This is a genomic window from Rhodococcus sp. NPDC057135 (genome assembly GCF_042670865.1).
Lineage (GTDB): Bacteria > Actinomycetota > Actinomycetes > Mycobacteriales > Mycobacteriaceae > Rhodococcus_F.
On the sequence record NZ_JBHUUU010000013.1, the window covers coordinates 15,614 to 41,279 of the forward strand.

The 25,666-nt window shown below is 61.5% G+C and carries 23 protein-coding genes; 11 read left to right on the forward strand and 12 right to left on the reverse strand.

Features of this window, described 5'->3' with window-relative positions; all coding sequences use genetic code 11:
• The first annotated feature begins 3 nt into the window (after positions 1 to 3).
• A complete protein-coding gene (locus ACFT1A_RS22855; protein ID WP_378448890.1) occupies positions 4 to 3,321 on the forward strand; it encodes a UvrD-helicase domain-containing protein in 3,318 nt (1,105 codons plus the stop codon).
• A complete protein-coding gene (gene recD / locus ACFT1A_RS22860) occupies positions 3,318 to 5,186 on the forward strand; it encodes an exodeoxyribonuclease V subunit alpha (protein WP_378448891.1) in 1,869 nt (622 codons plus the stop codon). Before ACFT1A_RS22855 ends, recD begins: the two co-directional genes overlap by 4 nt.
• 26 nt (positions 5,187 to 5,212) lie before the next feature.
• On the opposite strand, the gene ACFT1A_RS22865 is transcribed toward recD, so the two are convergent.
• Entirely contained in the window at positions 5,213 to 5,581 is a 369-nt protein-coding gene (locus ACFT1A_RS22865; protein ID WP_378448892.1) for a cupin domain-containing protein, read from the reverse strand.
• A 250-nt stretch (positions 5,582 to 5,831) separates the two neighbouring features.
• The gene (locus ACFT1A_RS22870) at positions 5,832 to 6,395 is read right to left on the reverse strand and encodes a TetR/AcrR family transcriptional regulator (RefSeq protein ID WP_378448893.1); all 564 of its coding nucleotides are present in this window, start codon (positions 6,393 to 6,395) and stop codon (positions 5,832 to 5,834) included.
• Positions 6,396 to 6,493: 98 nt separating this feature from the next.
• Between ACFT1A_RS22870 and ACFT1A_RS22875 the strand changes: the two genes are divergently transcribed.
• Both ACFT1A_RS22875 and ACFT1A_RS22880 read left to right on the forward strand, forming a co-directional pair.
• On the forward strand, positions 6,494 to 7,720 hold the full coding sequence (locus ACFT1A_RS22875) for an amidohydrolase family protein (RefSeq protein WP_378448894.1): 1,227 nt from the start codon (positions 6,494 to 6,496) through the stop codon (positions 7,718 to 7,720).
• Positions 7,717 to 8,589: an alpha/beta hydrolase gene (locus ACFT1A_RS22880; RefSeq protein ID WP_378448895.1), complete on the forward strand. Its 873-nt coding sequence runs from the start codon at positions 7,717 to 7,719 to the stop codon at positions 8,587 to 8,589. The genes ACFT1A_RS22875 and ACFT1A_RS22880 overlap by 4 nt, the downstream gene beginning before the upstream one ends.
• Before the next feature lie 165 nt (positions 8,590 to 8,754).
• Here ACFT1A_RS22880 and ACFT1A_RS22885 read toward each other — a convergent pair whose 3' ends face one another.
• Together ACFT1A_RS22885 and ACFT1A_RS22890 are read right to left on the reverse strand one after the other, a co-directional pair.
• Positions 8,755 to 10,065: an NAD(P)/FAD-dependent oxidoreductase gene (locus ACFT1A_RS22885; RefSeq protein WP_378448896.1), complete on the reverse strand. Its 1,311-nt coding sequence runs from the start codon at positions 10,063 to 10,065 to the stop codon at positions 8,755 to 8,757.
• 252 nt (positions 10,066 to 10,317) lie between these two features.
• Entirely contained in the window at positions 10,318 to 11,658 is a 1,341-nt protein-coding gene (locus tag ACFT1A_RS22890) for an MFS transporter (protein WP_378448897.1), read from the reverse strand.
• A gap of 418 nt (positions 11,659 to 12,076) precedes the next feature.
• Here ACFT1A_RS22890 and ACFT1A_RS22895 point away from each other — a divergent pair, with 418 nt between their 5' ends.
• Complete coding sequence (locus tag ACFT1A_RS22895; protein ID WP_378448898.1) at positions 12,077 to 13,294, forward strand: PucR family transcriptional regulator; 1,218 nt, start codon at positions 12,077 to 12,079, stop codon at positions 13,292 to 13,294.
• A gap of 40 nt (positions 13,295 to 13,334) precedes the next feature.
• Here ACFT1A_RS22895 and ACFT1A_RS22900 read toward each other — a convergent pair whose 3' ends face one another.
• The 3 genes from ACFT1A_RS22900 to ACFT1A_RS22910 all read right to left on the reverse strand — a co-directional run bounded on the left by ACFT1A_RS22900 (position 13,335) and on the right by ACFT1A_RS22910 (position 15,362).
• Complete coding sequence (locus ACFT1A_RS22900; RefSeq protein WP_378448899.1) at positions 13,335 to 13,679, reverse strand: hypothetical protein; 345 nt, start codon at positions 13,677 to 13,679, stop codon at positions 13,335 to 13,337.
• Positions 13,680 to 13,937: 258 nt separating this feature from the next.
• On the reverse strand, positions 13,938 to 14,861 hold the full coding sequence (locus ACFT1A_RS22905) for a PQQ-binding-like beta-propeller repeat protein (RefSeq protein ID WP_378448900.1): 924 nt from the start codon (positions 14,859 to 14,861) through the stop codon (positions 13,938 to 13,940).
• An 81-nt stretch (positions 14,862 to 14,942) separates the two neighbouring features.
• Complete coding sequence (locus ACFT1A_RS22910; protein ID WP_378448901.1) at positions 14,943 to 15,362, reverse strand: hypothetical protein; 420 nt, start codon at positions 15,360 to 15,362, stop codon at positions 14,943 to 14,945.
• Positions 15,363 to 15,614: 252 nt separating this feature from the next.
• Between ACFT1A_RS22910 and ACFT1A_RS22915 the strand changes: the two genes are divergently transcribed.
• Together ACFT1A_RS22915 and ACFT1A_RS22920 are read left to right on the forward strand one after the other, a co-directional pair.
• Positions 15,615 to 16,214: an RNA polymerase sigma factor gene (locus ACFT1A_RS22915; RefSeq protein ID WP_378448902.1), complete on the forward strand. Its 600-nt coding sequence runs from the start codon at positions 15,615 to 15,617 to the stop codon at positions 16,212 to 16,214.
• Positions 16,214 to 17,335, forward strand: coding sequence for a CU044_5270 family protein (locus ACFT1A_RS22920; protein ID WP_378448903.1), 1,122 nt, complete (start codon positions 16,214 to 16,216; stop codon positions 17,333 to 17,335). Before ACFT1A_RS22915 ends, ACFT1A_RS22920 begins: the two co-directional genes overlap by 1 nt.
• A 64-nt stretch (positions 17,336 to 17,399) precedes the next feature.
• Here ACFT1A_RS22920 and ACFT1A_RS22925 read toward each other — a convergent pair whose 3' ends face one another.
• Both ACFT1A_RS22925 and ACFT1A_RS22930 read right to left on the reverse strand, forming a co-directional pair.
• Entirely contained in the window at positions 17,400 to 18,701 is a 1,302-nt protein-coding gene (locus tag ACFT1A_RS22925; protein ID WP_378448904.1) for a TrpB-like pyridoxal phosphate-dependent enzyme, read from the reverse strand.
• A gap of 257 nt (positions 18,702 to 18,958) precedes the next feature.
• Entirely contained in the window at positions 18,959 to 19,417 is a 459-nt protein-coding gene (locus tag ACFT1A_RS22930; protein ID WP_378448905.1) for a PaaI family thioesterase, read from the reverse strand.
• Between the two features lie 85 nt (positions 19,418 to 19,502).
• Here ACFT1A_RS22930 and ACFT1A_RS22935 point away from each other — a divergent pair, with 85 nt between their 5' ends.
• The 3 genes from ACFT1A_RS22935 to ACFT1A_RS22945 all read left to right on the forward strand — a co-directional run bounded on the left by ACFT1A_RS22935 (position 19,503) and on the right by ACFT1A_RS22945 (position 21,936).
• Entirely contained in the window at positions 19,503 to 20,078 is a 576-nt protein-coding gene (locus ACFT1A_RS22935; RefSeq protein ID WP_378448906.1) for a TetR/AcrR family transcriptional regulator, read from the forward strand.
• A 72-nt stretch (positions 20,079 to 20,150) separates the two neighbouring features.
• Positions 20,151 to 20,654 (forward strand): SRPBCC family protein, encoded by a 504-nt coding sequence (locus tag ACFT1A_RS22940; RefSeq protein ID WP_378448907.1) that lies wholly within the window; start codon positions 20,151 to 20,153, stop codon positions 20,652 to 20,654.
• Positions 20,655 to 20,685: 31 nt separating this feature from the next.
• The gene (locus ACFT1A_RS22945) at positions 20,686 to 21,936 is read left to right on the forward strand and encodes an NADH:flavin oxidoreductase/NADH oxidase family protein (RefSeq protein WP_378448908.1); all 1,251 of its coding nucleotides are present in this window, start codon (positions 20,686 to 20,688) and stop codon (positions 21,934 to 21,936) included.
• Here ACFT1A_RS22945 and ACFT1A_RS22950 read toward each other — a convergent pair whose 3' ends face one another.
• Positions 21,937 to 22,812 (reverse strand): aldo/keto reductase, encoded by an 876-nt coding sequence (locus tag ACFT1A_RS22950; RefSeq protein ID WP_378448909.1) that lies wholly within the window; start codon positions 22,810 to 22,812, stop codon positions 21,937 to 21,939.
• A gap of 38 nt (positions 22,813 to 22,850) precedes the next feature.
• Positions 22,851 to 23,951 carry an alanine dehydrogenase gene (gene ald, locus ACFT1A_RS22955; RefSeq protein ID WP_378448910.1) on the reverse strand — a complete coding sequence of 367 codons (1,101 nt, stop codon included), beginning with the start codon at positions 23,949 to 23,951 and terminating at the stop codon, positions 22,851 to 22,853.
• A gap of 109 nt (positions 23,952 to 24,060) precedes the next feature.
• On the opposite strand from ald, the gene ACFT1A_RS22960 reads away from it, so the two are divergent.
• Positions 24,061 to 24,582: an Lrp/AsnC family transcriptional regulator gene (locus tag ACFT1A_RS22960; RefSeq protein ID WP_378448911.1), complete on the forward strand. Its 522-nt coding sequence runs from the start codon at positions 24,061 to 24,063 to the stop codon at positions 24,580 to 24,582.
• A 19-nt stretch (positions 24,583 to 24,601) separates the two neighbouring features.
• Here ACFT1A_RS22960 and ACFT1A_RS22965 read toward each other — a convergent pair whose 3' ends face one another.
• Entirely contained in the window at positions 24,602 to 25,666 is a 1,065-nt protein-coding gene (locus ACFT1A_RS22965) for a maleylacetate reductase (RefSeq protein ID WP_378448912.1), read from the reverse strand.

Here is a 25,666-nt window from a genome sequence, read left to right on the forward strand (position 1 = left end):
CCCGTGGACTTCGATCTTTTGGGGCCACTGCCTACCGGTACCACGGTGTTGGAAGCGAGCGCCGGAACTGGCAAGACCTACGCGATCGTCGGACTCGCGACCCGTTGTGTTGCCGAAGGTCTCGCTGACATATCGCAAGTTCTGCTGGTGACATTCAGCAGGGCCGCCACTCAGGAACTTCGTGAGCGTGCCAGGGAGAGGTTCGCCGGAGTGTCTGCAGCACTGGCTGACCCAGTGGCGGCACGGCAGTCGGAAGATGATCTGGTGGCATACCTCGCCACCGCTGACGACGAGGAGATCGGCGTGCGGCGTCGCCGACTCCTGCGCGCTCTCGCGGAGTTCGACGCCGGCACCATCACGACTACCCACAGTTTCTGCCAGCGGATGCTCGACGGTCTCGGCATCGCCGGGGAACGTGAGCCGGATACAACTTTTGTGGAATCGGTCGACGACCTGATCAGTGAGGTTGTCTCGGATTTGTACCTCAGCCGCTACAGCCGGACGGACTCGTCTCCACCGTTCTCCACGAAGGATGCGCTCGCCATTGCGCGAAGCGCAGTCGGCGATGGTCAGGCAATTCTCGAACCCGATGGCGAGGAGGAGACCGCACCCGGCCAGCGCGTCCTGTTCGCGGCTGCTGCTCGTGTCGAGGTCGAACGACGTAAGCGGACCAAAGGAATTCGCGACTTCAACGATCTGCTGACGCTGTTGCACGGTGTATTGACGGATCCGGAATACGGCCCCGTCGCGTGCCGTCGGGTGCGCGAGAAGTTCAAGGTCGTGCTGATCGACGAGTTCCAGGACACCGATCCGTTGCAGTGGGACATTCTGCGGTTGGCCTTCCACGGACACACCACCCTGGTCCTGGTCGGTGATCCCAAACAAGCCATCTATGCGTTCCGCGGGGCAGAAGTCCTGAGTTATCTCGATGCGGTCGATCAGGCGGATGCGCACCAGGAGTTGTCCACCAATTGGCGTAGCGACCCAGGGTTGTTGGCGGCACTCGAACACCTCTACGGCGGCGCCGCACTCGGTAACGAGGGCATCGTCGTGCATCCGGTGGAGGCGTCTCACAAGAAGTCTCGGTTGTCCGGCCCGGTGCCGATGCGTGTGCGCCATCTACCGCGAACCGGAGCTGGCCCACTCAATCGATCGGGATTTCCGGCCGTCGGCAGACTTCGCAGTCGCGTCGCCGACGACGTCGCAGCAGACGTGGTCGGTCTGTTGGGCAGCGATGCCCGATTGGCCGTCGACGGTGATCCACGCCCGGTCGAACCGGGAGACGTCGCGGTGTTGGTACGCACGCACAAGCACGTGGCGATGATTCGCGATGCTCTCGATGCCGTAGGTGTACCTTCCGTGTTGACCGGCGGGTCCAGTGTTTTCGCGACACCCAGTGCGACGCAGTGGCTGTGGCTGCTGCAGGCGATCGAGCAGCCCCATCGCTCCGATCGTGTCCGGTTGACGGCCCTCTCCCCGATTTTCGGGCGCACCTCCGAAGAACTGGACGCGGACGGCGACAACGTCGTCGCGGAACTCGCGGGTCAACTGCGCTCCTACTCCGGGTTGTTTGCGCGCGTCGGGTTCGCGGCTGTGTTCGAAAGGATCTCTGCCGAAACAAATCTGGAGAAGCGTGTACTCGCGGCTCCTTCCGGCGAACGAGATTTCACCGATCTGCGGCACGTCGCACAACTTCTCGGTCGCGTCGCCACCGATGAGGCGTTCGGGTTGAGCGCACTGGTTCGCTGGCTTTCCGACCGGATCAAAGACCCGACGTCCGGGAGTGCCACCGACCGAAGCCGTCGCCTCGACAGTGACGCTGCCGCAGTGCAAATCGCGACGGTGCACGCCACCAAAGGGCTCGAGTTCCCGATCGTCTACGTCCCGTTCAGTTGGGAGAGCGTGGGCGGCTTCAACTCGCCGACGCAACTGTTGCACGACCCGGAGGGACGCCGCATCCTCGACGTCGGCGGGCAGGAAGGACCGGGGTACAACGCCAGAAAGACTGTTGCGGAGGCCGAAGAAGCGGGCGAAGAACTGCGGCTGCTGTACGTGGCGCTGACCCGGGCGCAGTGCCAACTAGTGCTCTGGTGGGCGCCGAGCTACGGGACCTCGCGCTCGCCACTGCACCGGTTGATGCTCGGACGTACACCCGGCATCGCCGAACCCGCTCGGGTAGTGAAGGTGCTCGACGACGGTACAACCGCAGCACGTCTCGCAACCTGGCCGGCAGCAGCTTCCGACGTGATCTCGGTGGAACCTGTTGGTCCACATCCGCCCTCGCCCGTCCAGTGGTCCAGAGCAGCCGCGGATGTGTCCGAACTGGCCGCGGCGCGTTTCGATCGAGACCTGGACACCCTGTGGCGTCGTACGTCGTACTCGGCACTCACCGCCGGAGCTCACCACGCGGTCACGACCACCGACAGTGAAGTCGAGGATCCCGAAAAGGACGACGAGCCGGACGATTCCGTAGACATCGGGACTGTCGCCCCCTCCCCACTGGAGGCGTTGCCTTCACCGATGAACGGTCTTCCTGCGGGCGCCGCATTCGGCACGCTGGTGCATGAAGTGCTCGAGGTGGTGGACACGGCTGCGGCAGATCTGAGAGCGGAACTCGGGATGCGCTGCGCCGAGGCGGTCTCGATTCGGGCGGCCGAGGTGGACTCGGAAGCACTCGCGGATGCGCTGTATCTGGTGATGCAGACTCCCTTGGGATTCGGAACCTTGGCCACGATCGCGCCGAAAGATCGTCTTCCCGAACTCGATTTCGAACTCCCACTGGCCGGCGGCGATGATCCGGTGTCGATGAACGTCACACTTCGCGGAGTGTCGGAACTGTTGAGGCGCCACCTTCCTACGGACGACATTCTGGCGTCGTACGCCGACTATCTGGACCGTGTCGAGACGTCCCCGATGCGCGGATTCCTGACGGGCAGTATCGACGCCGTATTGCGGATCCCGGGCCCGTCGTTCGTGATCGTCGATTACAAGACCAACCGGCTCGGCCGCGGTGATCTGACGGCTGCCAACTACACGCGCGAACTCATGGCGACAGAGATGATGCGCTCTCACTATCCGCTGCAAGCACTGCTGTATTCGGTTGCACTGCATCGGTATCTGCGCTGGCGACTGCCCGACTACGATCCGCATCGTCATCTCGGCGGCGCTCAGTATCAATTCGTGCGTGGGATGCTCGGCCCGGAGAGCCCGCCGGAATGCGGTGTCTTCGAATGGAAGCCGCCTGCTCAGTTGACAGTCGAACTGTCGGATCTGTTGGCCGGTCTTGATGCGTCCCACACAGCAGGGGAGAGGGCTCGATGACCGAGGCGCAACTGGCGCAGCGCGCCAAAGGGATTGTGCGGATCTTCAACGAAGCTGGGGTGCTGGTTGCCGCCGATGTCCATGTCGCGACGCGAGTGTGCAGCCTGGGCGGTGAAACGTCGGACGAGGTGATGCTGGCCGCAGCGTTGGCGGTCCGTGCCGTGCGATCAGGTTCGGTGTGCCTCGATCTGCGACGGATGCGTGATGTGAGCGTCGACAACGCGACGGAAGAAGAACTTACCTCGTTGCCGTGGCCCGAACCGTCGGAGATCGTTGCTGCCCTTCGCCTGAGCCCTCTGGTGATCGGCGGCAACGCCGGCCCGCTCAGGCCGCTCCGGTTGGTCGACACGGATGACGGCGAGCTTCTCTACCTCGATCGATACTTTCTGCAGGAGCAGACGATTCGGCGAGTCCTCGGTGAGCGTGCGTCCACCTGGCCACCCGCCGACGTGAAAGCCGTCCGAGCGCGACTGGATTCGTTGTTCGCCGACGAGAACGGTCCGACCACCGCACCTGATCGTCAACGGATAGCCGCTGCTCTCGCCGCGACACAGTGGACCACGGTTATCGCCGGTGGGCCCGGAACCGGCAAAACCCATACGGTCGCACGTATTCTCGCGCTTCTGTCGGCAGAGCTGGGATCGAACGCCCGCATCGGACTGGCCGCACCGACGGGTAAGGCCGCAGCACGGCTGCAGGAGTCCGTTCGTGAGCAGACGGCGAGCCTTGGCCTTCCCAAAGAACTTGCGGCCATGACGTTGCATCGGTTGCTCGGTTGGCAGCGGGGGAGTTCGAGCCGCTTCAAATACAATGCCACCAACAGGCTTCCCTACGACGTGGTCGTCGTCGACGAGACGTCGATGGTCTCGCTCACGTTGATGGCGCGCCTGCTCGAGGCCGTTCGCCCCGATGCCCGGCTACTGCTCGTCGGCGATCCCGATCAGTTGACCTCCGTCGATGCGGGCGCTGTTCTTGCTGATCTTGTCGCCCGCCCGGTAGAAGTCAGTGGAAATCCGGCGCTGACGCAGTTGGTGGGTGACGATCTCACGGCCACTGGTTCCGAAGAGGTGCTGAGTACGGATGAGCAGGATCGTCTGCGGGGCGGGATCATTCAACTCTCCCGTGGACGCCGCTTCGACGGAACTATCGCCCTGTTGGCCCGGGCAGTTCGAGCGGGAGATTCCGCTGAGGTTCTGCGGATCCTACGTAGGGGCGATCCCGCCGTCTCCTTCCATTCGCCCGAGGACGTTGACGCACTGCGCGCCGACATCGTCGCGAGTTCAGAGGTGGTGACGGCGTCGGCCGAGGTGGGTAATGCGATCGGCGCACTGAAAGGCCTGGAATCGCACCGCCTTCTGTGCGCCCATCGTGACGGGCCGTACGGTGTCGGGCGGTGGGCGCAACAGGCGATGGAGTGGGTCGGCACGGCATCCGGACAATTCCTGGACCCGACGCGGTGGTATCCGGGCCAGCCGCTGCTCGTGACGGCCAACGACTACGAGGCCAAGATCTACAACGGGGACGCCGGGGTGATCGTGCAGCGTGAGGATGGCGTTCCCATTGCCGCCTTCCAGCGGGGTAGCGATGCGTTTCTGCTTCACCCGAGCCAACTCTCGTCGGTGCAGACCGTCTACGCGATGACGATTCACCGGAGCCAGGGCAGCCAGTACGACACGGTATCGGTGATGTTGCCGGCCGAAGCGTCGTCACTGCTGACCCGGGAGTTGCTGTACACGGCGATCACTCGTGCCAGAAACCATGTGAGAGTGATCGGCACCGAGGATTCCGTGAGGGCGGGAGTTCAGCGGCAGGTGCTCAGGGCAAGTGGACTGCGTCGTGAGATCCGTCCGTACGACGGGCCGTGAAAGTTGGATCTTGCTGATTCTCTTGGTCATACGTTGTATACGACGAACACCTTGCGCACGGTCTCGGTGACCGTCCACGTACCCTTCCATCCGATTGGGAAGATTGCACTCGTTCCGGCAATGAGATGTACGGGATCGCCGTCGTCCTCCTCCACGGTCATGGCGCCGGAGACGATGGTGATGATCTCGCCGCGGGTGAGGAACTCCCACCGCGACTTTCCTGGTTCGCTCTCCCAGACTCCGGATTGAATGCGCCCGTCATCGCTGGTGAACTCGACGTCTGCACGGGTGATGATGTCTCCGCCGAGTGGCTCTGCACTGGGTTGGCCGAGCAGTGCTTGCTGAAAGTTCCCGCTTGCGCTGTTCAGCTCTGCGGCTCGGAAGGTAACGGTCACAATTCAATCCTGACTTTCGAAACTCACGTGAATCATCGGACATGTCGATGATGTCGTGTGTCTGCTGAGCCGGGATACATTCACTTGTCGCATCTTTCGACAGTTCGCTCGTACAGATGTCGAAAGTGCGATCGACCACCATTCAACCGAGGTTCAAGGAACCATCTCGCGCCGAAACATGCCCGAGCCCATGGTGAAACGCCCCCGCGTCGGTGATCTCGAACGGAGTGATCGATTGTGTGTGAGGGGCTTACGTGGTGGACGCTGTCAACGAGGTGATGAAGCGCTCGGCTGCCGCGTCGACCTCGGCGTCGGGGGTGAGCAACCTCTGCAGCAACAGTCCTCGCAGGCATGCGGTTGCGATGATGCTCTGCTGCTGTGCATCCACCACTGTGAATCCTTCGCGAAGGGCTGCCGCTTCGAGGAGGTGCGCCAAATCGTCGAGGTCGGCGGCGAAATCTTGAAATGCTTTGTGCTCGTAGACCGCAAGTCCGGCCAGGTGAAAAAAGGTGCGGCTTCGATCTTCGTGCTCGGCGTTCGAGTAGAAGCTCCAGATCGCCTTGCACAGGGCTGCGAACCCGAGATCTTTGCCCATCGCGGCGATGACGAGGTTGTCACGGCGGCGAGCTTCCGACAGCACGGCGCTGAGGAGACCCGGTCGTGATCCGAAGTGATAGGTCAGCAGCGTGTGGTGCACTCCGAGGCGCTCCGCTACTTGGCGCATCGACAGCTTCGGACTTGGGCCGGTTTCACCGAACTCGTCGAACAGTGCCTGTAACAGTCGCTCGCGACCCTCCCCAACCGGCGATCTCACGCTACCTCCATTGACGGGTTCACCACTGTTGAGTACGGTACCGCATATCGAATTCACCAGTGTTTAGGAGAGTGGTTTCTAATGCTCGGGAGGTCCCTTTGACTGACGTTTGGTTTGCCGGCGGCATGGTCGCGGATGGATCGGGTACCGACCCGGCCGAAGTCGACGTGTGCGTGAGCGACGGCATTGTCACCGCGATCGGACAGGCGCCGTCGGGTTCGGCCACAGTTGACTTGGACGGCATGCTTCTGACTCCGGGACTCATCGATGCCCATGTCCACCTCGGCATTTCGAGTCCGATCCGAAGGCAATTCGGGTTCGAGCTCTCGGCAGCCGAACTGGCTGCTGGCATCTTCGCAAGCGCGGGCCATGCCCTCGACGCGGGCTTTACCACGGTGCGAGACGTCGGTGGCATCGACGGCGGAGTAGTCGACGTTGTTGCGAGCGGCAAGGTGCGTGGTCCGCGTGTCCTCTCGTGTGGTCCTGTGCAGTGCCAGACCGGTGGACACGGCTACTACGGGGCCGCATGGGAGCCGACCGAGCTGTGGAACATGCACCACATTCCAGGGCTCTGCGCCCTGTCCTTGATGTCGGGTAATGCCGACGAGCTACGACGCAATGTGCGCGAGTCGTTCCGCCGAGGCGCAACCTTCCTGAAACTGTGCGTCACCGGCGGTGTCGTCGGAGGCCATGACCACCTCACCGACACACAGTTCACCGTCGAGGAAATCTCCGTGGCAGTGGAAGAAGCAGCGTCGCGCGGCACCTACGTCACGGTGCACGCGCACAACAATGCGGGCATTCGCAACGCAGTGCGGGCCGGTGTCCGGTGCGTGGAACATGGCACCGACATCGACGAAGAGACTGCTCAGTTGATGCGCGAGCACGACGTGGCTCTGGTCCCCACCTTCGCCGTGGTCGAGCAGTTGACGGACACCGAGAGCATGGACCTGGACCCCGCAATACGAGACCGCGCCGCCGGAGTCCGTCAGCGCATGGCCTCGGCACTCGCGGTCTCTCGCGCAGCAGGCCTGAGGATCGGCCTGGGCTCGGACCTCATCGGGCCGCACCAGCAGCGCCGAGGCGAGGAGTTGCGCTTGCGGGCCGAGTTGGAGTCGCCGATGCATGCTCTCGTATCGGCCACCAGCGTCAACGCCGACATCCTCGGTATCGGGGAAACCGTCGGAACTATCCGCGTCGGAATGCAGGCGGACATGGTCGCCTGGCAGCAAGACCCGCTCCACGACGCCAAGGTGTTCGCCGATCCGGACATGGCTGTTCTCGTCGTGAAGTCCGGCCGCGTAGTGAAGGGAGAGGTTCGATGAGCGCAATGCTGCACGGATGTTTTGCAGACACGGAGTACTTCGAAATAACGGCGAAGTCGGGGCACAGCTACGGCGTCTGGGTGACAACACCTCCCGGCTACGCGGACTCCACGGATCCCTTACGGCTGATCTACGTGATGGACGGCAACTGGGCTGTAGGTCTTACCGCCCCGCTCATCGTCACGCAGGCAGACCCGTATCTGACGATCGCCCCGTACATCCAGGTCAGCGTCGGTTATGCCGGTGAGGAAGCCGCCAACTGGGCACGGCTACGCAACCGCGATCTCGTGCCGCCCGGGGAACCGGTAGGCGACGAAATGATGGCTACTCTTGCCGCTGCTCGCGACTCGGGTGCAATGACCCAGGAGTATGTGGACGCCTACCTCGAGGAGCTGGCAGACACCCATGCGGACGTCTTCCTCGACTTCCTGACCAACGAACTCCACCCTCGCCTGTACTCGTCGGAGCTACGTGTCAGCGAGTCCGGGCACGGACTCTTCGGGTACTCGTACGGAGGACTTTTCGCCATCTACGCATGGCTGAGCGACGCGGCCCCCTTCGCGACCTTCGGTGCGGGTAGTCCCGGAGTTGTGAACGCTGACAGCCAGATCCACACAATGGTCGAGGCCCGGCCGGAGCGCGGCGTGGGCTCAGTTGTGCCGCAATTGCACGTCACGCTGAACGAAGCCGAACTGACAGGGCCCATTCCGATCTATCGCGGACTGGCACGTAACGTTCTCGCTGTCGTGGAGCAGTTGCACGGCACAGGGTGGTCGCAGGATGTTTCGACCGCGTTGTTGCACGAGACGCATGTCACCGGGCTGCAGGCATCGTTCCTGAGCTATTTGAAAAAATGCCATGCACGGTAGCTGTTCGTCCAGGCGACGATGTGCACGCCGACACGTTCGACGGCCGATTTTCCGTAGACGCCGTTGAAGGAGAAGTCGGCTGTGGGTGTCCACCACGTGGTGGACACCCACAGCCGTGTCTATTCAGTTGTCGAGGCTATCGATTCTCCAAGCCGGACAACACTTCTAACCCATGACGGTCCCGGTCGACTCGGCATTGGGTGCCCGCAGGCGGGAGAAAGCGCCGAGGTCGATTTCGAGCCCGGTGTGCATCCCGACATAGGTCAGCGGATCAGCGTCGTGATCGTGTCCAGCTTCCACCTTGTCGATGATCCTGGACATGAGGCGCCCGGCGATGGGCGCATTCTTGAATTGGTTTCCGCTGGTGCCCATAGCGACGTAGAAACCTCGTTTATCTGTCTTGTCGTAGATTGGGGTCCAATCAGATGCTGCGTCGTACACGCCGGCAATACCTTTCGGTTGTGACGGGACTTCCAAGCTGGGGAAACGTCTGGCGGCGCGGAAAACTTGCGCTTCGAACCGGGCAACAGTGCGATTCGGGTTCGCGGTATCAGGATCGTCGATCCACTCGAGCGGATCGCAATCCGGTTCGGTCCCGCCGACAAGGAAACCGTTCCCAGGTTCAGCTCGCATGTAGGTTCCGAGATCCAAATCGGCGATCATCGGGCCGAGGATCTCGTCGTCGTTGTACCCAGTGGGTGCGGTGACGTGATGGACCTCCTGACGCAAGGGCCGAACCGAAACCTTGAAGTCGGACCCGACATTCGACAGCTTGTTGAACTCTCCCGACCAGGGGCCGGCAGCGTTGACGACAATCTTGGATTTCACACTTTCCCCGTCGTGGAGCCCTAACTGCCAGATGCCGTCAGGCAACTGCTCGACTGCCACCACACGCGTGTTGTACGCGAAAATCGCACCGTGCGAACGTGCTGCCGCAGCAAGATTCGCGGCGGCCAGTTGCGGGTCGTCGACGAACCCCGCCTGAGGTGTGTACAGCGCTCCGAGCGTGGTTTCCGCATCTGCGAAGAATGACTCCGAGTCGACTGGCTTGGGTGGATAGTATTTACCTGCGTCGATACCGGGAATCTTCTCGACGAGTGTCGTTGCGTCCCAGAGCTGGTAGTCGATTCCGATCTTCTCGAATAATCCAATCGTGCGCGCGTGGGGTGCGACGTCGACGTCGAGCAGTGCCATTCCGCATTGCCGAAACTTCGCAAGCGCGCCGTCGACTGTCGCGTTGAGATGCTCGTTCCAGTTTTGCCAGCAATGCAGCGACTCCCAAGCTGCAGCCATACCGTCGAATGTGGAGTAGTTGAACCGGATAACCGCACTGGATGCACTGGTCGAGCCGTAGCCCGGACCGCCAGACTTGTCGATGACCAGGACTTCGTAACCTCGAGCGGCCAGTTCATAGGCGATGGAGCTACCGATTACTCCAGCTCCGACGACAACTGCGTCGGTCTTGTTGTTAGGCACTTTCGGCCCCTCCTTCTTGTGGCTTCGCCAGATCGAAAGCGCATCTCTTCGACTGGCGAGCTTGGGTTCTTGGTAAGCCTGACGGCTTCGACCTCCTCTGGAGAGCCGCACCCCGACTTCTCGGAATGGGCTCTGCCTTGCCTGATTTCGCACCCGAAGGCCCAGAAGATCGTCATCCTCAACTCTCGCTCGGCGGCACGCGGAACGCTATCGACAGCTGCGCAAAAAATCGCAACCATGGCGCGCCCGTTGTCAGAACTGTTTCGTCGAACTGCTCTGCGTGGCTGACCGGTCTTTCGTTTCCGGAATCCCTCGCCACAGAATGGGAAGCGCGATCAAAGCGATGGCGGTTGCGTAGAAGGCCGGGGACAGATTGCTTCCTGTGGCGTTGACCAACGATGCGCACACCAGAGGCGCAGTTCCTGCAAAGAGTGCATACGCGACGTTGTAAGGGATTGCCGTGCCGGTGAATCGCGCATGCGTCGGCATCATTTCGAGAATTACGAGCAAAGCGGAAGCAAGCAAGGAGAGCGCGACGACCAGAGCGGCCAGGGCAACGGCAATCGCGAAAGCATTCCCGGTGCCGATGAGCATGTAGCTGGGCACCGATACGAAAACTGACACCACCATCCCGATTCTGACGAGTGGCCTCCGGCCGATTCGGTCGACTGTGGCGCCGAAGAAGATGAACAGCGGGACTGCGAGAACCAAAGCGCCGGTTGTCATCAGCAGTGCAACCGTGCTCGGAACATCGGCTGAGAGAACCAGAAATGTCGGCATGTAGCCGAGCAGCATATGAGTAACGACACCGAGCGAGGCGAAGTACACGAAGGACGTGAGCAGAGTCCGCCAGTGATTGCGGAACAGATCTGCCAGTGGGCGGGTTGGAAGGGAATCGTTTTCTTGCATTTCCTTGAACGCCGGAGTCTCCTCGACGGCAAGCCTCATGAACAGACCCACCATGGCGACAACGCCTCCGATGATGAACGGCCAACGCCATCCTCCGTCGGCGAAGTGCTCAGCGCCGACCGAGCTGAATGACAAGACTGTGACCGTGGCCAAGATGCTGCCGACGAACGACGAAGAACTGATTATCCCTGCGTACAAGCCTCGGCGGTGGGACGGCGCATGCTCGACGACGAAGGTGGCAGCTCCGGTGTATTCGCCCCCGGCCGAGAATCCTTGAACCAATCGGCACAGCAGCAGCAACAGCGGTGCGGCAACACCGATCGAAGCGTACGTCGGTAGGAGACCGATAGCCGCCGTCGAGCAGCCCATGAGCGTAATTGCCAGGGACAATGATCTCCGTCGGCCGAGACGGTCACCCAGTCGTCCGAAGAAGATGCCGCCGGCAGGTCTGGCCAAGAATGCGACTCCGTAAAGAGCGAAGGTGGCAAGCAGTGCGCCACTGCCGAACTCCGGAGGGAAGAACACTGTCGCGAGAACTGCGGCAGTGAATCCGTAGATCGTGAAATCGAACCATTCGACGATGTTGCCTGTCGCGCCGGCAATCAGGGCCCTACGGCGCGCCGATCGACGTTCCGGTGAAGTCGCGGTCTCCTGCTCTACAGGAGCATTTGCTGTGCCGGTCATACTGATTCCTCTCGGGATATGCTGAATGGCAACGTTTTTGTGACGTCACAGTCGTCATTCGAGGTATTCGAAATTGAAAGAGGTCGGTGGGATCCGACATTGAACTGGTGAACGTAGGTCGTTGTCGATTTCGGGTCGGTGGCGACTTTGCCTGAGGGAGTTCGTGCCGGCGGGCCTCGGGCTCAACTTTGCAAATCACACGGCTGCAACAGATCTCGTCGCTGCTGAACGTCCGACCTCTCGATGCCACGTCTGCCGGGTCGCAGACCGAGTGAAGACGTTCCGGGTCTCGAGTGCTTCGGCATGAAGCGAGCTTATGGTGCGAAAGTTAGTTGCATCACTGGCATTTGTGCAAAATGCCGACGATAAATTTGGTCATTTGTTGCAAAAAGGAGAGCGCAACTCGTACAGTTCGACCATGGCCGGAGAACTACAGCATTTGGTGGACACCACCGGGCGCCGACTCGACCGTTCCGTTGCGATCGATGATGCACAGATCCGTCTACTCGCGTACAACTCCCATGACAGTGCCGTTGATCCCGTCAGAATGAATTCCGTTCTACAGCGGAATGTTTCACGTGAGATCGTAGACTTCATTTTCTCGAGCGGGGGCCGTGAAGCCCTTGATGTCTTCATTGTTCCAGTCAACGAGGAACTAGGACTGACCCTTGGCCGGGTCGGGATGCCGATCCGGTACCGCAATGCGCTGCTGGGCTTCGTCTGGCTGTTGACTTCGGAGGGCGACGTTGACGAGGATCAAGCCGAGGTCTTGAGGCGCACGGCTGACGCGGCAGCAACGATCCTTCACCGAGAACAGTTACTGGACGAGTTGTCTCGAAGTCGGGAGCGGGAACTTACTCGTGACGTACTTTCCGGCGAGCGGTCGCTGCGCGAGGACGCGGCAAACAGGTTGGCCGAGGAGGGCTTGTTGGCTGCGGGTCCAGCAGTCGTGGTCACTATGTTGCTCCGTCCTGTCGACCGGTCGACATTGACCGAAAGAGATCGTCTGAGTGTCGCCGTCGGCGTCGATCAGCTTCGGCGGAGGCTCCCGCGGAACAGTGCAATCCAACTCGACCGCCCCGACCACAGTCTGCTCATCGTATCGGTGGCCGAACGCTCGACGCATACCCATCTGGACTCGCTGATCGTTGCAGCCCAAAAGCGAATCTTGTCTGAAAGTGGGCGTCAGAACCTGGAATGTTGGGTTGGTATCGGTGAATCGCGAACCTCGGTTGCAGACGTGCGCGAATCCTACGAAGAGTCCAGGCGTTCCGCAGATGTGGCGCAGGTCGTCAAGGTGCTCGGAAATGTTGTGCGGTATCGGGATCTCGGTGTCTACGGCCTTCTGGCCGAACTGTCGGAGGATCGGCTCGAGAACAGTATTCATTCTGGGCTGCAGTCCTTGCTCAGCCATGAGGACACCAAGAGTGAGGCCCTTCTCGCGACGCTGGAGAGCTTTTTGGACAATGCCGGTGACGTAAAGCGAACGTCCGAGGCGCTCTGTGTGCATCGAGGGAGCTTGTACTATCGTTTGCGGCGAATTCAGGAGATAACACGCGCAGACCTGGCAAACGGAGACGACCGGTTGGCCTTGCATTTGAGCCTGAAAGTCGCGCGGCTGTTAGATCTCCGATGATCCCGATCAGAGAAGAGGGACTGCGGAAAAATCCAGCGGCTCAACGTAGTTGGCTGCTCTCGATCGTCAAGCGGGATGGTTCAGGGGGTGGGAAAGGCAGCGCGTCGTTCATCGGCCGGGATGGGTCGGCTTGACCTGCTGAGATGTTCATACGTTTGATCGGGCATCTTCTATTTTCTTGTCGGCAGATGCGGCGGAGTGCAACTTTTTCGGGCATTGAAAGTGCAGAATCGTCGAGATGGGTGTCAAGCTGTGTGAAGAACGCGCGTTTTTGCAAACCGAAATGACGACGTATTTGTTCCGAGTCCGGTCCCTCGGTACGCAGATGTTTGCGCGCAAACTGGACTATTTGTTGCCGACTGCGAACAGAGGATTTCGCATCCATTCCCGTTGGCTCCCTTTATTGTTGGAGTGGATCAGGCGCCTGAGTCGGTGCGATGTGTACGCACCCCTTCACTGCAGGTCTGGTCTGATCTTTCCGAAGTTGGAGTCGCGGAGATATATGCAGTTGTCCGAGATCGTTCCCCCGATATTGAACAAATGCGCAAGATTGGATTGTGGACTTTGATTGCTGCACGTCTATCCACTTGCTTGTTGGTGAGCAGGCTGGTCAGTACGACACGGTATCGGTGATGTTGCCGGCCTATCGCCAAACGGTGAAATGGTTCTGCCAGGAGAACGACACGTTTTTGCCGGCATTCGAGACGACGACCCCGCGCGGATCAACCTCTGGCGGAAGGGGAACCGACCACATCATCTTTCCGTCGCGAGCCCGGATTGCGTGCATGCCGGTGTAGTCGCTGAAGACGAAGTGGTCGCCATCGGTCGCTCCGTTTCGAACCCAGTACGCGTCTTGCCAGGGTGTCTGCCACAGCTGTCGACCACTCTCGACGTCGAGACCCGAGATTGTGCGGGTCTCCGGTGAGGTGACCAGGATTGTCTTTCCTACCACTGCGGCAATGGCGCTTCCCGTCCCGGCCATCTCGGTATTGACGATTTGTGAACTGCGCCAAAGTTCGTCACCGGACTCCGGGTCGTAGGCGCCGTCGCCGAGAAACATCGGCACCGCTGTCGAGGGCTTACTCGGGTAGGACGACGATGAGGAAGAGGGAATCGGTATCGCACGAATCGTGGATCCGTCGGAAGCCAAAAGGTTTTGGGTTCCTACATAGCCTGATCTGCCGCCGACACTGGTGAGGAACAATCCGTTCCAGGCAGGGACGAGCGAATCACCCTCGAATCTGAATCGTTCTGCGCCGGAATCCAGATCGTAGATTCGATAGCGGTACTGTGGGTCCCCGCCATCGCCCTGTTCCATCGCAATGACCGTGTTGGTGCTCGGGATCGTGTAGACCGATCCGAACTTTTCACTTGGTTCGAAGGTGCGAACGAAGTTGGCCGTCACATTGGTGGTGTTGCCACTGGCAAGAATTCGTGTGCGAACGGTTCCGTCCACTCTCTCACCGGACGTGTACACAGTGTCTCCGGTGATGGCGGCACCACTGAGATCGAAGTCGGTTCCGAGGTCGGACAACAGAGTTCCGGTCGCGGTATCGACAAAGATCATTCGTCGATCGCCCCAGCACGCGATGATCGTGGACTCGTTCTGTTGGCTGCACTGGCCGATGACTCCGCCGATTCGTGTTTTCTACAGCGGACTTCCGTCGTCGGGATTCACACCGACCAGTGAGACGTCACCGACTCCCTGGCCCGACGAAGACTCGTCGGTTTTGGGCAGGGGATAAGCCGTCGCGGCCACCAGCACGTCACCGACCTGGTACGTGTTTCCGTAGCCGTAGTAGCGATCGAGGCCGGAAGGCATCGACAACAACACGTCGCCGGAGTTGTCCGTGAGCGTACGGACATCGAGTTCCCAGGCTTGTTGCGGAGGAACGGAGAGGTCCACGTCGACAACGCCCTGCTCGACGATCGGACCGCCTGACTTCTGCTTCGGCGAGGCCGCCTCACTGGAGTCGGAGAGTGCCGATACGACGATGAACGCGATCGCCACGATCAACGCCAACCCGAGGGCGACCAGTTTCCAGTGTTCCTTCAACCGAAGCTGCATCGAAAGACCGTAACCGATCGAGCAAACTGAACGGTTCGTTTCGCTGCCCGCCGGGCTTGATCCTGGCCGCGAGATCGCTCCCACGGCCTACCTCGCGTCAGTGCCGGGTAGCGTCTGGTCTCCGACCCAAGAGGCTGAGGACCGACTGCTGCGCATGGTGAAAGCTCGGGGGAAAGTGCGGATCGTGGGTCGTCATCGCTACCCGTTCCGCCACCCCGGGGACGCTACGGGCCGCACCGACCAAGTATCACCGTGACATCTTCGAACCCGCCCGGTGATCGCGCCACACCGGGCCCGGACCTGCACGGCCCGCGCGTGGCGGAGGTCTTCGCTCAGCTCTTCGACGCCCATGCCGCAGATCTTCGCCGGTACGTGTGCGCTCGAGCCGGCGAACATCACGCCGACGACCTCGTCGCTGAGGCTTTTGCCGTCGCAATCGATCGTCGATCCACCTACGACGCTGGTCGGGCTCCCGTTCGAGCTTGGTTGTTCGGCATTACCCACACCCTGCTCCGGGCACACTTTCGTTCCCAGGATCGCGCCGAACGCGCATTCGCGCGGGTACATGGCGAACGCGTCGTGTCCGAGACTGCGCCGGAAGACCTTGTCACGGCTCGGGTGGACGCGTCCCGTCGCCTCGAGGTGATCGCGTCGGCCCTCGCCGAGCTGACCGAGGACGAACGCGACGTGCTCCTCCTCTCATCCTGGGCCCATCTCGAACCGGCAGAGATCGCGGAGATCCTGTCCGTGCCGGCCAGCACTGTCCGGTCCAGGCTGCACCGCACGCGTACTCGCCTGCGGACTTTGCTGCTCGACTCCGAAAACCTCCAACAAGCCTCGGGAGAGAACTGATGCCGAATCCTCGGACCGATCCCCTGGACGACACGTTGCTCGAACTCCGCGATGCGCTCGACAAGCCGGACGTCGACGCGTTGGCAGCGATCCGGAATCGGGTCCTCGCCGACGCGGAAGCGGCCGAAAGTTCTCCGCCGGTACCCAGTCGCAGGTTTGCTCTGGGGCGCGTGCCCGCTTCGGTCTACGCCGGTGCCGCGGTGCTCATGGCCGTCTGCCTGGCTGCGGTGCTGGTGCAGTTCACACCTGCAGAGCAGACAGGCACTACGGGTGGTACGTCGCTGCCGGTGCCTTCCATCGAACTCGCCTCCGCCGAACACGTCCTACAACAAGCCGCGCGCTCCCTCGAATCGATCGAGATGACCTCCGCTCGACAGGGACCGTTTCGACTCGTCGAGGAGCACGCGTGGGTCCAACAGGGGATGGAGTACGGATCTCCCTACGAAGCAGGTCCCGACGCTCCACGCAACGGCTACACCTACCTGCTCGAAACCCGTTCGCAGCTATGGATTCCGGCAGACGAAACACAAGAATGGCTCGAGCGGCGGTCAACTGGCCAGTCGCGGTGGCTCGGCGGCACGACGCCGGAGAGTGAATCAGCTCTGTACATCGACGAAACCCGAAACGGGGAATGGCGTGCCCGCTGCGGCAGATTCTTCGACGACAATCGCGACAACATCAACTGCGTTCCGGACGACTGGGACGACCCCAACTTCTATCGGTCGCTGCCCGCTGACCCCGAGGGGTTGCTTCAATGGTTGCGCGACTACACGGCGCCGCGCGGTTCGACGCCGGAAGCGATGTTCCACATCGCGATTGAAATACTGAGAGCCGGCATGATGCCGCCAGATGTTAAAGCGCAGTGGTATCGCGCGATCGCCGGAATCGATGGTGTGGAGACCGTGGAACAGACCACGCTCGACGGTCGGGTCGGAATCGCACTCGGGCTCAACGGCGTTCACGAGCGTCGCGACTTGATCATCGATCCGGGTACCGGCGAGTTCATCGGCGAACGACGGGTCGCGGGCGCCGCTCCGGAAGATCCTTGGATAGCCCCCGGTACCGTGTTGGGGACAAGTTCGATCACTGTCCGGTCCGTCGACGAGCTGGGATACGAATAGAGAACGTGCTCGGTGTGACGAAGTGTGGTGGCCTCGTACACACGAGACCACCACACCGGCGGCGTCAGACGTAGGGCGAGTACGCCGGGAGATCCAACTGACCGTTGCCCGAAAGACCGATAACGATCACCTCGGGTTCGGTGACAGCACGAGCGTGAGCGATGGCGCCGGCAACTGCGTGGGTCGATTCCGGAGCCGGGATGATTCCTTCGGCGCGGGCGAAGATCAGACCGGCCTGGAGTGCGTCGTCCTGATCGACGGCAATCGCATCCATGAGTCCGAGGTTGACCGCATGCGAGACCATCGGCGACATACCGTGGTAGCGGAGGCCGCCGGCATGGATCGCAGGGGGAACGAAGTCCTTGCCGAGAGTGTGCATCTTGAGCAGCGGCGTCAGACCGGCGACGTCACCGAAGTCGTAGCGGTACTCGCCCTGGGTGAGGGACGGGCATGCCGAAGGCTCGCAGGCGACCAGACGAGTCTTGGTGCCTTCGCGAAGGTTTCGTCCCAGGAACGGGAAGGTGAGTCCGGCGAGGTTGGAACCGCCACCGGCGCAACCGAACACGGTGTCGGGGATGGCGTCGCCGGCTTCTTCGAGCTGGACCATTGCTTCCTGACCGATCACGGTCTGGTGCAGCATGACGTGGTTCAGCACGCTACCGAGTGAGTAGTGCGTGTTCGGATCCTGCGCGGCGACCTCGACGGCCTCACTGATGGCCATGCCAAGTGAGCCGGTGGTGTCTGGATGCGACTTCAGCAGTGCGCGTCCGGCTTCCGTCAGGTCGGAAGGCGACGGGTGACAGATTCCGCCGTACGCCTCCATCTGGATGCGGCGGTACGGCTTCGAATCGAAGGAGGAGCGAACCTGCCATACCTCGACCTCGAGTCCGAGCAGCGCGCCCGCGAACGACAGCGACGCACCCCACTGGCCCGCACCGGTTTCGGTGGTGAGCTTGGTGGTTCCCTCGATTGCGTTGTAGTAAGCCTGCGCGACAGCAGTATTCGGCTTGTGTGAACCGACCGGGCTCACGCCTTCGTACTTGTAGTAGATGCGGGCGGGTGTGCCCAGAGCGCGCTCGAGTCGGTGTGCACGGAACAGGGGAGAGGGCCTCCACATGCCGTAGATCTCGCGAACCGTCTCCGGGATCTCGATGTAGCGCTCGGTTGTGACTTCCTGCGCAATGAGATTCATCGGAAACAGCGGCGCCAAGTCCTCGGGGCCGAGCGGCTCACGCGTGCCCGGATGCAGGTGCGGAGGAACAGGCTCGGGGAGGTCGGCCGCCAAGTTGTACCAGTGCGTCGGCACTTTCGACGGGACAGAAACGCCCAAAGGCTCGAGCGAACGGTTGAGTGGGGTGGTGGTCAACTAACTCTCCTTCGTGGATTCGGTACCTGATCTTGGCGGTCGCAGCGACGACGCGTACGGCATTTGCCGGATCGGGGATCCTGAGAGGAGCCTGCTGGACCACCCGATATCGGTCCGGGCAGCACGCAGTTGCGGCTGACCGTCAGCGGTCGGGCCACCAGAGGTGCGCAGTGAGCAGGGTCACGAGCCGATCGTACATCGACACTCGCGCCCTGCTCACGTCGGGCGCAGCTACATTCTCGCCATCCTTCGTCGGCTCAGCGAAAAATCATGCACGTCGTGGTTCCATGCGCCACCAACTTGCCGTCCTTGTCGAGTACCTTGCCCTCTGCGGTCGCGGTACGCCCACCCACGTGAATGACACTGCCGTGTGCGGTCAGTTCATCGCCGTCGAGAGGCACGGTGCGGATGTAGTTGAGCTTGAGTTCGAGGGTCGTATATCCGACGCCGGCCGGAAGCATGGTGTGCACAGCGCAGCCCATGACCGAGTCGAGCAGCGTTGCGCAGATGCCGCCGTGGACCGTGCCGAGGGGATTGCTGAAATCAGCGCGCGGCGTCAGAGCGAAGCTCACGGATCCTTCGTTGACCTCGCGCATCTCCATTCCGAGGAGGCGCCCGATGCTCGGGCGATCGTTGACCTGTGTCCCCATCCAGCGGAGAAGTTCGAGGCCTGTCATCTGCGCCGGATCGACGGTCGCTGTTGTCTCGTCACTCATTGTTTCATCCCATCACTATGTAGGTCGTCATACATAACGTAGCGTATGAGTCGACAGGTGTACCGACGGCCGAAGGATCTGTGGCATGGCAGAGCTGAGCTCACGTGATCGCATGATTCGCAGTGCGGTTGAACTGATCAGCCGCAACGGTGTCGACGCGACGTCCTTCAGTGACGTCATCAAGCACAGCGGCGCACCCCGTGGGTCGATCTACCACCACTTTCCTGGCGGTAAGACCGAGTTGATGGTCGAAGCCGTGCGCGCGGCCGGTGCGATCATCACCAGACGGATCAGCTCGGCTGCGGCTAACGGTTCCACTGCCGACGTGATCGAAGCGGTCGGCGACATCTGGCGACTCAATCTCACGCGCTCGGACTTCGCGATCGGCTGTCCGGTGATTGCCGGCGGATTGGCTCGTGCCAGTGAACCGGAGGTCGCGGAAGTGGCAGCTGAAGTCTTGCTGGGATGGCAGAAGTTGATCGAATCACAACTCGAAACCGCGGGTTATCCTGCAGTGCAAGCAAAATCGATGGCAAATTTGACGATCACGTCGGTCGAAGGTGCCGTGGCTGTATGCCAGACGACTCGAAGTATCGAACCGCTCGAACAGGTCATCGCTTCGCTGCAGGGGCTTTCGCGTTCGCAAGCGTGGTCGAGCTGAGCGCTCGGGGGTTGACTTCGGTCGTCGAGTATCCGTAACTTCATGTAACGGCTAATTGGGCAGGAGCGGGCGATGACACATTGGTTCGACCTCGAACCGGTCGGTGTCGATTTCTTCGACACGGCACCGCATATCTTCACGTACTCGATCGATCTCGCCGCCGAACCGGATGACGTCTGGGCCGGTCTGACTGCGGACGAACCGTTGTCGTGGTGCCGGCTGCTCACGAAAGTTCACTACACCTCGCCTCGCCCGTACGGTGTCGGCACGCGGCGAATCGCGGAGGTGGGCGGTGGTGCGATGCAGATGCGCGAAAAGTTCATCACCTGGGACGACGAAACACGTCGGCACTCGTTCTACGTCGAGCAGTCGAATGTTCCACTGTTCCAATCCTTTGCCGAGGACTACCGCGTCGACGAACTTGCAGTGGGCTCGAGACTGCAGTGGACCTTTGCATTCTCACCGCATCCGAAGCTGTCGCTCGCGGTACGCGGCGGTCTGCCGGTCAACTCACTGATCTTCTCGAGCTTCGTGCGCGATACCAAGCGGCACTTCGGTTCTGCGCCCCGCCGTTGACCTTCTTCCCCCATTCACGCGAGAGGTATTCATGACCACGCTCGGAGAATCGCTGACTTTGCCCTGTGGGCAGATACTGCGAAATCGGACCATGAAAGCTGCGCTCAGCGAGGCTCTGGGGGACCGGACACATGGACCGTCCGCCCGACTGGAAACTCTGTACGGTCGTTGGGGCAGCGGCGGGTTCGGGTTGCTGATCACCGGCAATGTCATGGTCGATCGATCTCAGATCGCCGAACCGGGCAACGTCGTGGTCGACGACGATCGAGACGCCGAAGCACTGACGGCTTGGGCCAAGACTGCCAAGAACGGCGGTGCCGAGATCTGGATGCAGCTGAACCACCCAGGGCGACAATCCAACCCGATTGCCAGCAGGGGCCACCCGGTCGGCCCGAGTCCGATCGCGCTGAAGATCCCGGGAATGGCTGCGCCGCGAGAACTCTCGACCGCCGAGATCGAAGACATCATCAACAGGTTCGCGGAAACCGCTCGCGTCGCCGAGTCCTCGGGATTCGGAGGCGTACAGATCCACGCAGCGCACGGTTATCTTGTTGCGCAGTTCCTTTCGCCGTTGGCCAATCAGCGCACGGACGAGTGGGGTGGAGATCCCGAGCGTCGCCGACGCTTTCTGATCGAGATCGTTCGGCGCATACGTTCGGCGGTCGCGCCCGGATTCGCGGTCTCGGTCAAACTCAACTCGGCTGATTTTCAGCGCGGTGGGTTCTCCGAAGACGAGTCGCGAGAAGTAGTGCGCGCGTTGACCGAAGAGTCGGTGGATCTCATCGAGATCAGCGGTGGCAGCTACGAGTCGCCGGCCATGATGGGTAAAGCGCAGAAGCAGAGCACTCGTGACCGAGAAGCATATTTTCTCGAATATGCCGAGACTGTCCGGGCGATCGCCGGCGATATTCCGTTGGCAGTCACAGGCGGCTTCCGCTCGCGATCGGCGATGGTCGAGGCACTCGCTTCCGGCGCGTGCGACGTGATCGGCCTCGGCCGGCCGACGATCACCATTCCCGACGCGGCAACCGTTCTTCTGGAATCGGATCGGGAACGATTGAACGTCCCGACTGTCGAGTTTGGAGCGCGAAAATTGTTGGGGAAGGTTGCCGACATCTCGATGCTCGACGGTGCACTCGACTTGCAGTGGCACACCGATCAGTTGCACAGAATGGGCGACGGCAACGAGCCGGATCCAGCTCGTCCGTGGTGGAAGACCCTCGGAACCATGGTGAGGCGAAACGGAATCGATGCGCTTCGCCCCACCAAACGAGCGGCTTGATCAGCTCGGCGCACCGATATTGAGTTCATCGGGATGCGCGCCGACGCGCGTGCCGTCGTCGAGAGTGTCGATTTCGCTCAGATCGAGATCAGTGAGTTCGAAGTCGAATACGTCGATGTTCTGAGCGATCCGAGCGTCGTGCACTGATTTCGGGATGACGATCAGGCCGTTCTGAAGGTGCCAGCGGATGAGGACCTGTGCGGCAGTCTTGCTGTGGCGGTCACCGATTCGAGTGATGATCGGATCGGTGAGCAGCGTGTTGGGCTTCGAAGCCTTACCCCAACCTGCGTTGCTGGTGCCGCCGAGTGGGCTCCACGATTCGACCTTGATCCCGTGCTCGGCGGCCTTGTCCCGGATCGCGTGTTGCGTGAGGTGTGGATGCAGTTCCACCTGATCGACGGCGGGCAGCATTCCGCCGCGATCGACAAGAAGCTGCAGATGGTGCGGCTCGAAGTTGCACACCCCGATTGCCTTGGCGCGGCCCGATTCCGCGATCTTTTCGAGCGCCTCCCAAGTGCGGAGAAGGCGGTCGTTGTCCTGCAGCGGCCAGTGGATCAGGTAGAGATCGACGTAGTCGACGCCAAGCTTGTCGATACTGGTGTCGAAAGCGTTCAACGCCGGCTCGTAGCCCTGGTCCGCGTTCCACAGCTTCGTGGTGAGGAAGATGTCCTCTCGCGCGACGGACGAGTTGGCGATACCTCGTCCGACGCCCTCTTCGTTTCCGTACGCGGCTGCAGTGTCGATGTGCCGGTAGCCGGCCTCGTCGAGTGCGAACCGCACTGCATGCTCGGTTTCGTCGTTGGTGGCCTGCCAGACTCCGAGGCCGAGTTGCGGGATCGTGGTTCCGGAATTCAGCGTGATGTCAGGATTGCTCATGGATCAAGGCTAGCGATCTCCAGCCCTCCTCGCCGGGGTCAGAGGGTGGCAGCCGAGTACCCATGTGCTGCCGCGACACTGTCCGACAAGAGCAGACCGTCGTGTGTACTCAGTCCCGATTCCAGACCGGGAACAGTCGCGACGGCGTCCTTCCATCCCTTGTCGGCCAATGCGACGACGTACGGAAGTGTCGCGTTGGTGAGCGCGTACGTCGATGTGCGGGGAACGGCGCCGGGCATGTTCGCAACGCAGTAGAAGACCGAACCGTGAACCTGGTACGTCGGATCGGCGTGGGTGGTCGCGTGCGAGTCCTCGAAGCAGCCGCCCTGGTCGATGGCGATGTCGACCAGTACCGAACCCGGCTTCATGCGCGCGACCAGGCTGTTGGACACGAGAGTGGGAGCCTTCGCCCCTGGGACCAGCACTGCGCCGATGACGAGATCGGCGTCGAGAACTGCCTGTTCCAGTTCGAGGCTGTTGGACGTGATGGTCTTGACCTGGCCGTGGTACAGCTCGTCGATTTCCCGCAGACGCGCGATCGACAGATCGAGAACGGTGACGTCGGCCTGCATGCCGTAGGCCACGGCGATGGCGTTCTTGCCGGAGACTCCCGCACCGATCACCACGACCTTGGCAGGACGTACTCCCGGCACGCCGCCCATCAGCACTCCGCGTCCGCCGCCGTGACGCATCAAGTGGTAGGCGCCGGCCTGCGGTGCAAGGCGTCCGGCTACTTCGCTCATCGGGGCGAGGAGGGGCAGTGAACCGTCGGAACCGACAACGGTTTCGTAGGCGATGGAGGTGGTCTTCGACGCCAGGAGTGCGTCGGTGCATTCCTTCGACGCCGCCAGGTGAAGGTAGGTGAAGAGCACCTGATCCTTACGGAGCCGCGAATACTCCTCTGCAATAGGTTCTTTGACCTTGAGGAGCAGATCTGCGTCCGCCCAGACCTGATCCGCGGACCCGAGGATCTGTGCGCCCGCAGCCTTGAAATCCTCGTCACTGAACGAGGAGCCGACGCCTGCACCCGTTTCGATGACGACCTCGTGCCCTCGGCCGACCAGTTCGTGCACGCCTGCTGGGCTGATGGCCACGCGGTACTCGTGGTTTTTGATTTCGCGGGGGATTCCGACCTTCATGACACGGCTCCGAACTGAGTCTGTTGTTTCTTCGAATGGCAGGTGCCAAGCATGAAGTTTCGTCACCAGATAGTGAAGAGAAGTGAAGATAATTCTCTATGCTGTATTCATGGTGCGCGAAAGTTCAAAAATCGGTATCCAGACGGCTGCCTCGCCGAAGCATGTTCGGGCAGCTATGAAGTTGGACGAGGTCGACCGGGTTCTGCTCGAAGAGCTGGCGAAAGACGCGAGGATTCCGAACAATGCGCTGGCCGCGATCGCAGGAATTGCGCCGTCGACGTGCCTCGGCCGTGTGCGTGCCTTGGTCGACAACGGCGTGATCAGGGGATTCCACGCGGACATCGACCCCGCTGCTCTCGGAATGGATCTGCAGGCGATGATCGCAGTTCGACTGCAGGCCAACGCGAGGTCGCACCTCAACCGACTCGGTGACGACTTCGCCAAGCTGGACTCCGTGCTCAACGTGTATTTCGTGGCCGGTGTCGACGACTACATGTTGCACGTCGCAACGACGGATTCGGCGCAGTTGCGGGACTTCGTCGTCAACAACCTCTCGGCCCATCCGGCGGTGGCCGCGACCGAGACGATTCTGATCTTCGAGCACGTCAGGCCTCGTGGCGGCACTGCCTGATTCGTTCTCACCCGCGTTCTCACAAAATGGCGGGGCGACGCCCGGACCAGGCGTTCTCGAGGAGTTCGCTCAGGCCCGGCGCGGTGATCTCACGCGGATTCGGATAGGCGGCGGAGGTCGCGAGTTCGACTGCCCGGCCGATCTGATCGTGACTCATTCCCACCTCTCGCAGAGACGTCGGTCCGCCGCTCGCGGTGACGAGGTCGAATACGCCGCTAGCGGCATCGGATACACCCAGAGCCGTTGCTATTCGCGACATCACTTCCGGGACGGCAGCCGCGTTGAACGCCATTGCATGGGGGAGGACAACGGTGTGGGTGGGGGCGTGCGGCAAACCGAAGCTGCCGCCGAGGGTGTGGCACAACTTGTGATGAAGTCCCATGCCGACTGTGCCCAAACAGGTTCCGGCCAACCAGGCAGATTGCAGCAGGTCGGCCCGGCCTTCCATATTTCTCCGATCATCGACGACGATCGGCAAAGCACGGGCGATCCCGGAGAGTGCCTCGATTGCCATCGAGTCGGTGATCGGATTGGATTCGGCGGAATACAACGCTTCAACCGCGTGAGCCATCGCGTTGACGGCGCTGGTGACGGTGGTGTCCAGCGGCAGATCGAGAGTGAGGTCGACGTCGTAGATGACGGTTTCGGGTCTGATGCGGGGTGACGAGCGAGTTGTCTTGCGTCCGTTCTCGGTTTCACCCAACACTGGAGTGACTTCTGATCCCGCATACGTCGTCGGAACGATGATCTGATCGAACCCCGCTCGCAGTGCGAGTGCTTTGGACAACCCGGTTGCCGAGCCGCCGCCGATCGCGACGACGGTGTCGACGTGATGGTGCTGGGCAAGTTTCAGCGCGGCTGTCGTGACTTCGATCGGAGTGTGCATCACTGCGCCGTCGAAGCGCACGACGGCCATGTCGCCGAGAGATTCGGTGACGTCGGCGGCAAGCGCGTTCAGTCGACGGCTTGCCAGCACCATCACTCGGCTACGGCCGAGCCGTCTCACTTCTTCGGTGATCGAGCCGATCGTCCCTTGGCCGAAGACAATTCGAGCCGGTGAAGCGTCGTACGAGAAGGACTTCAT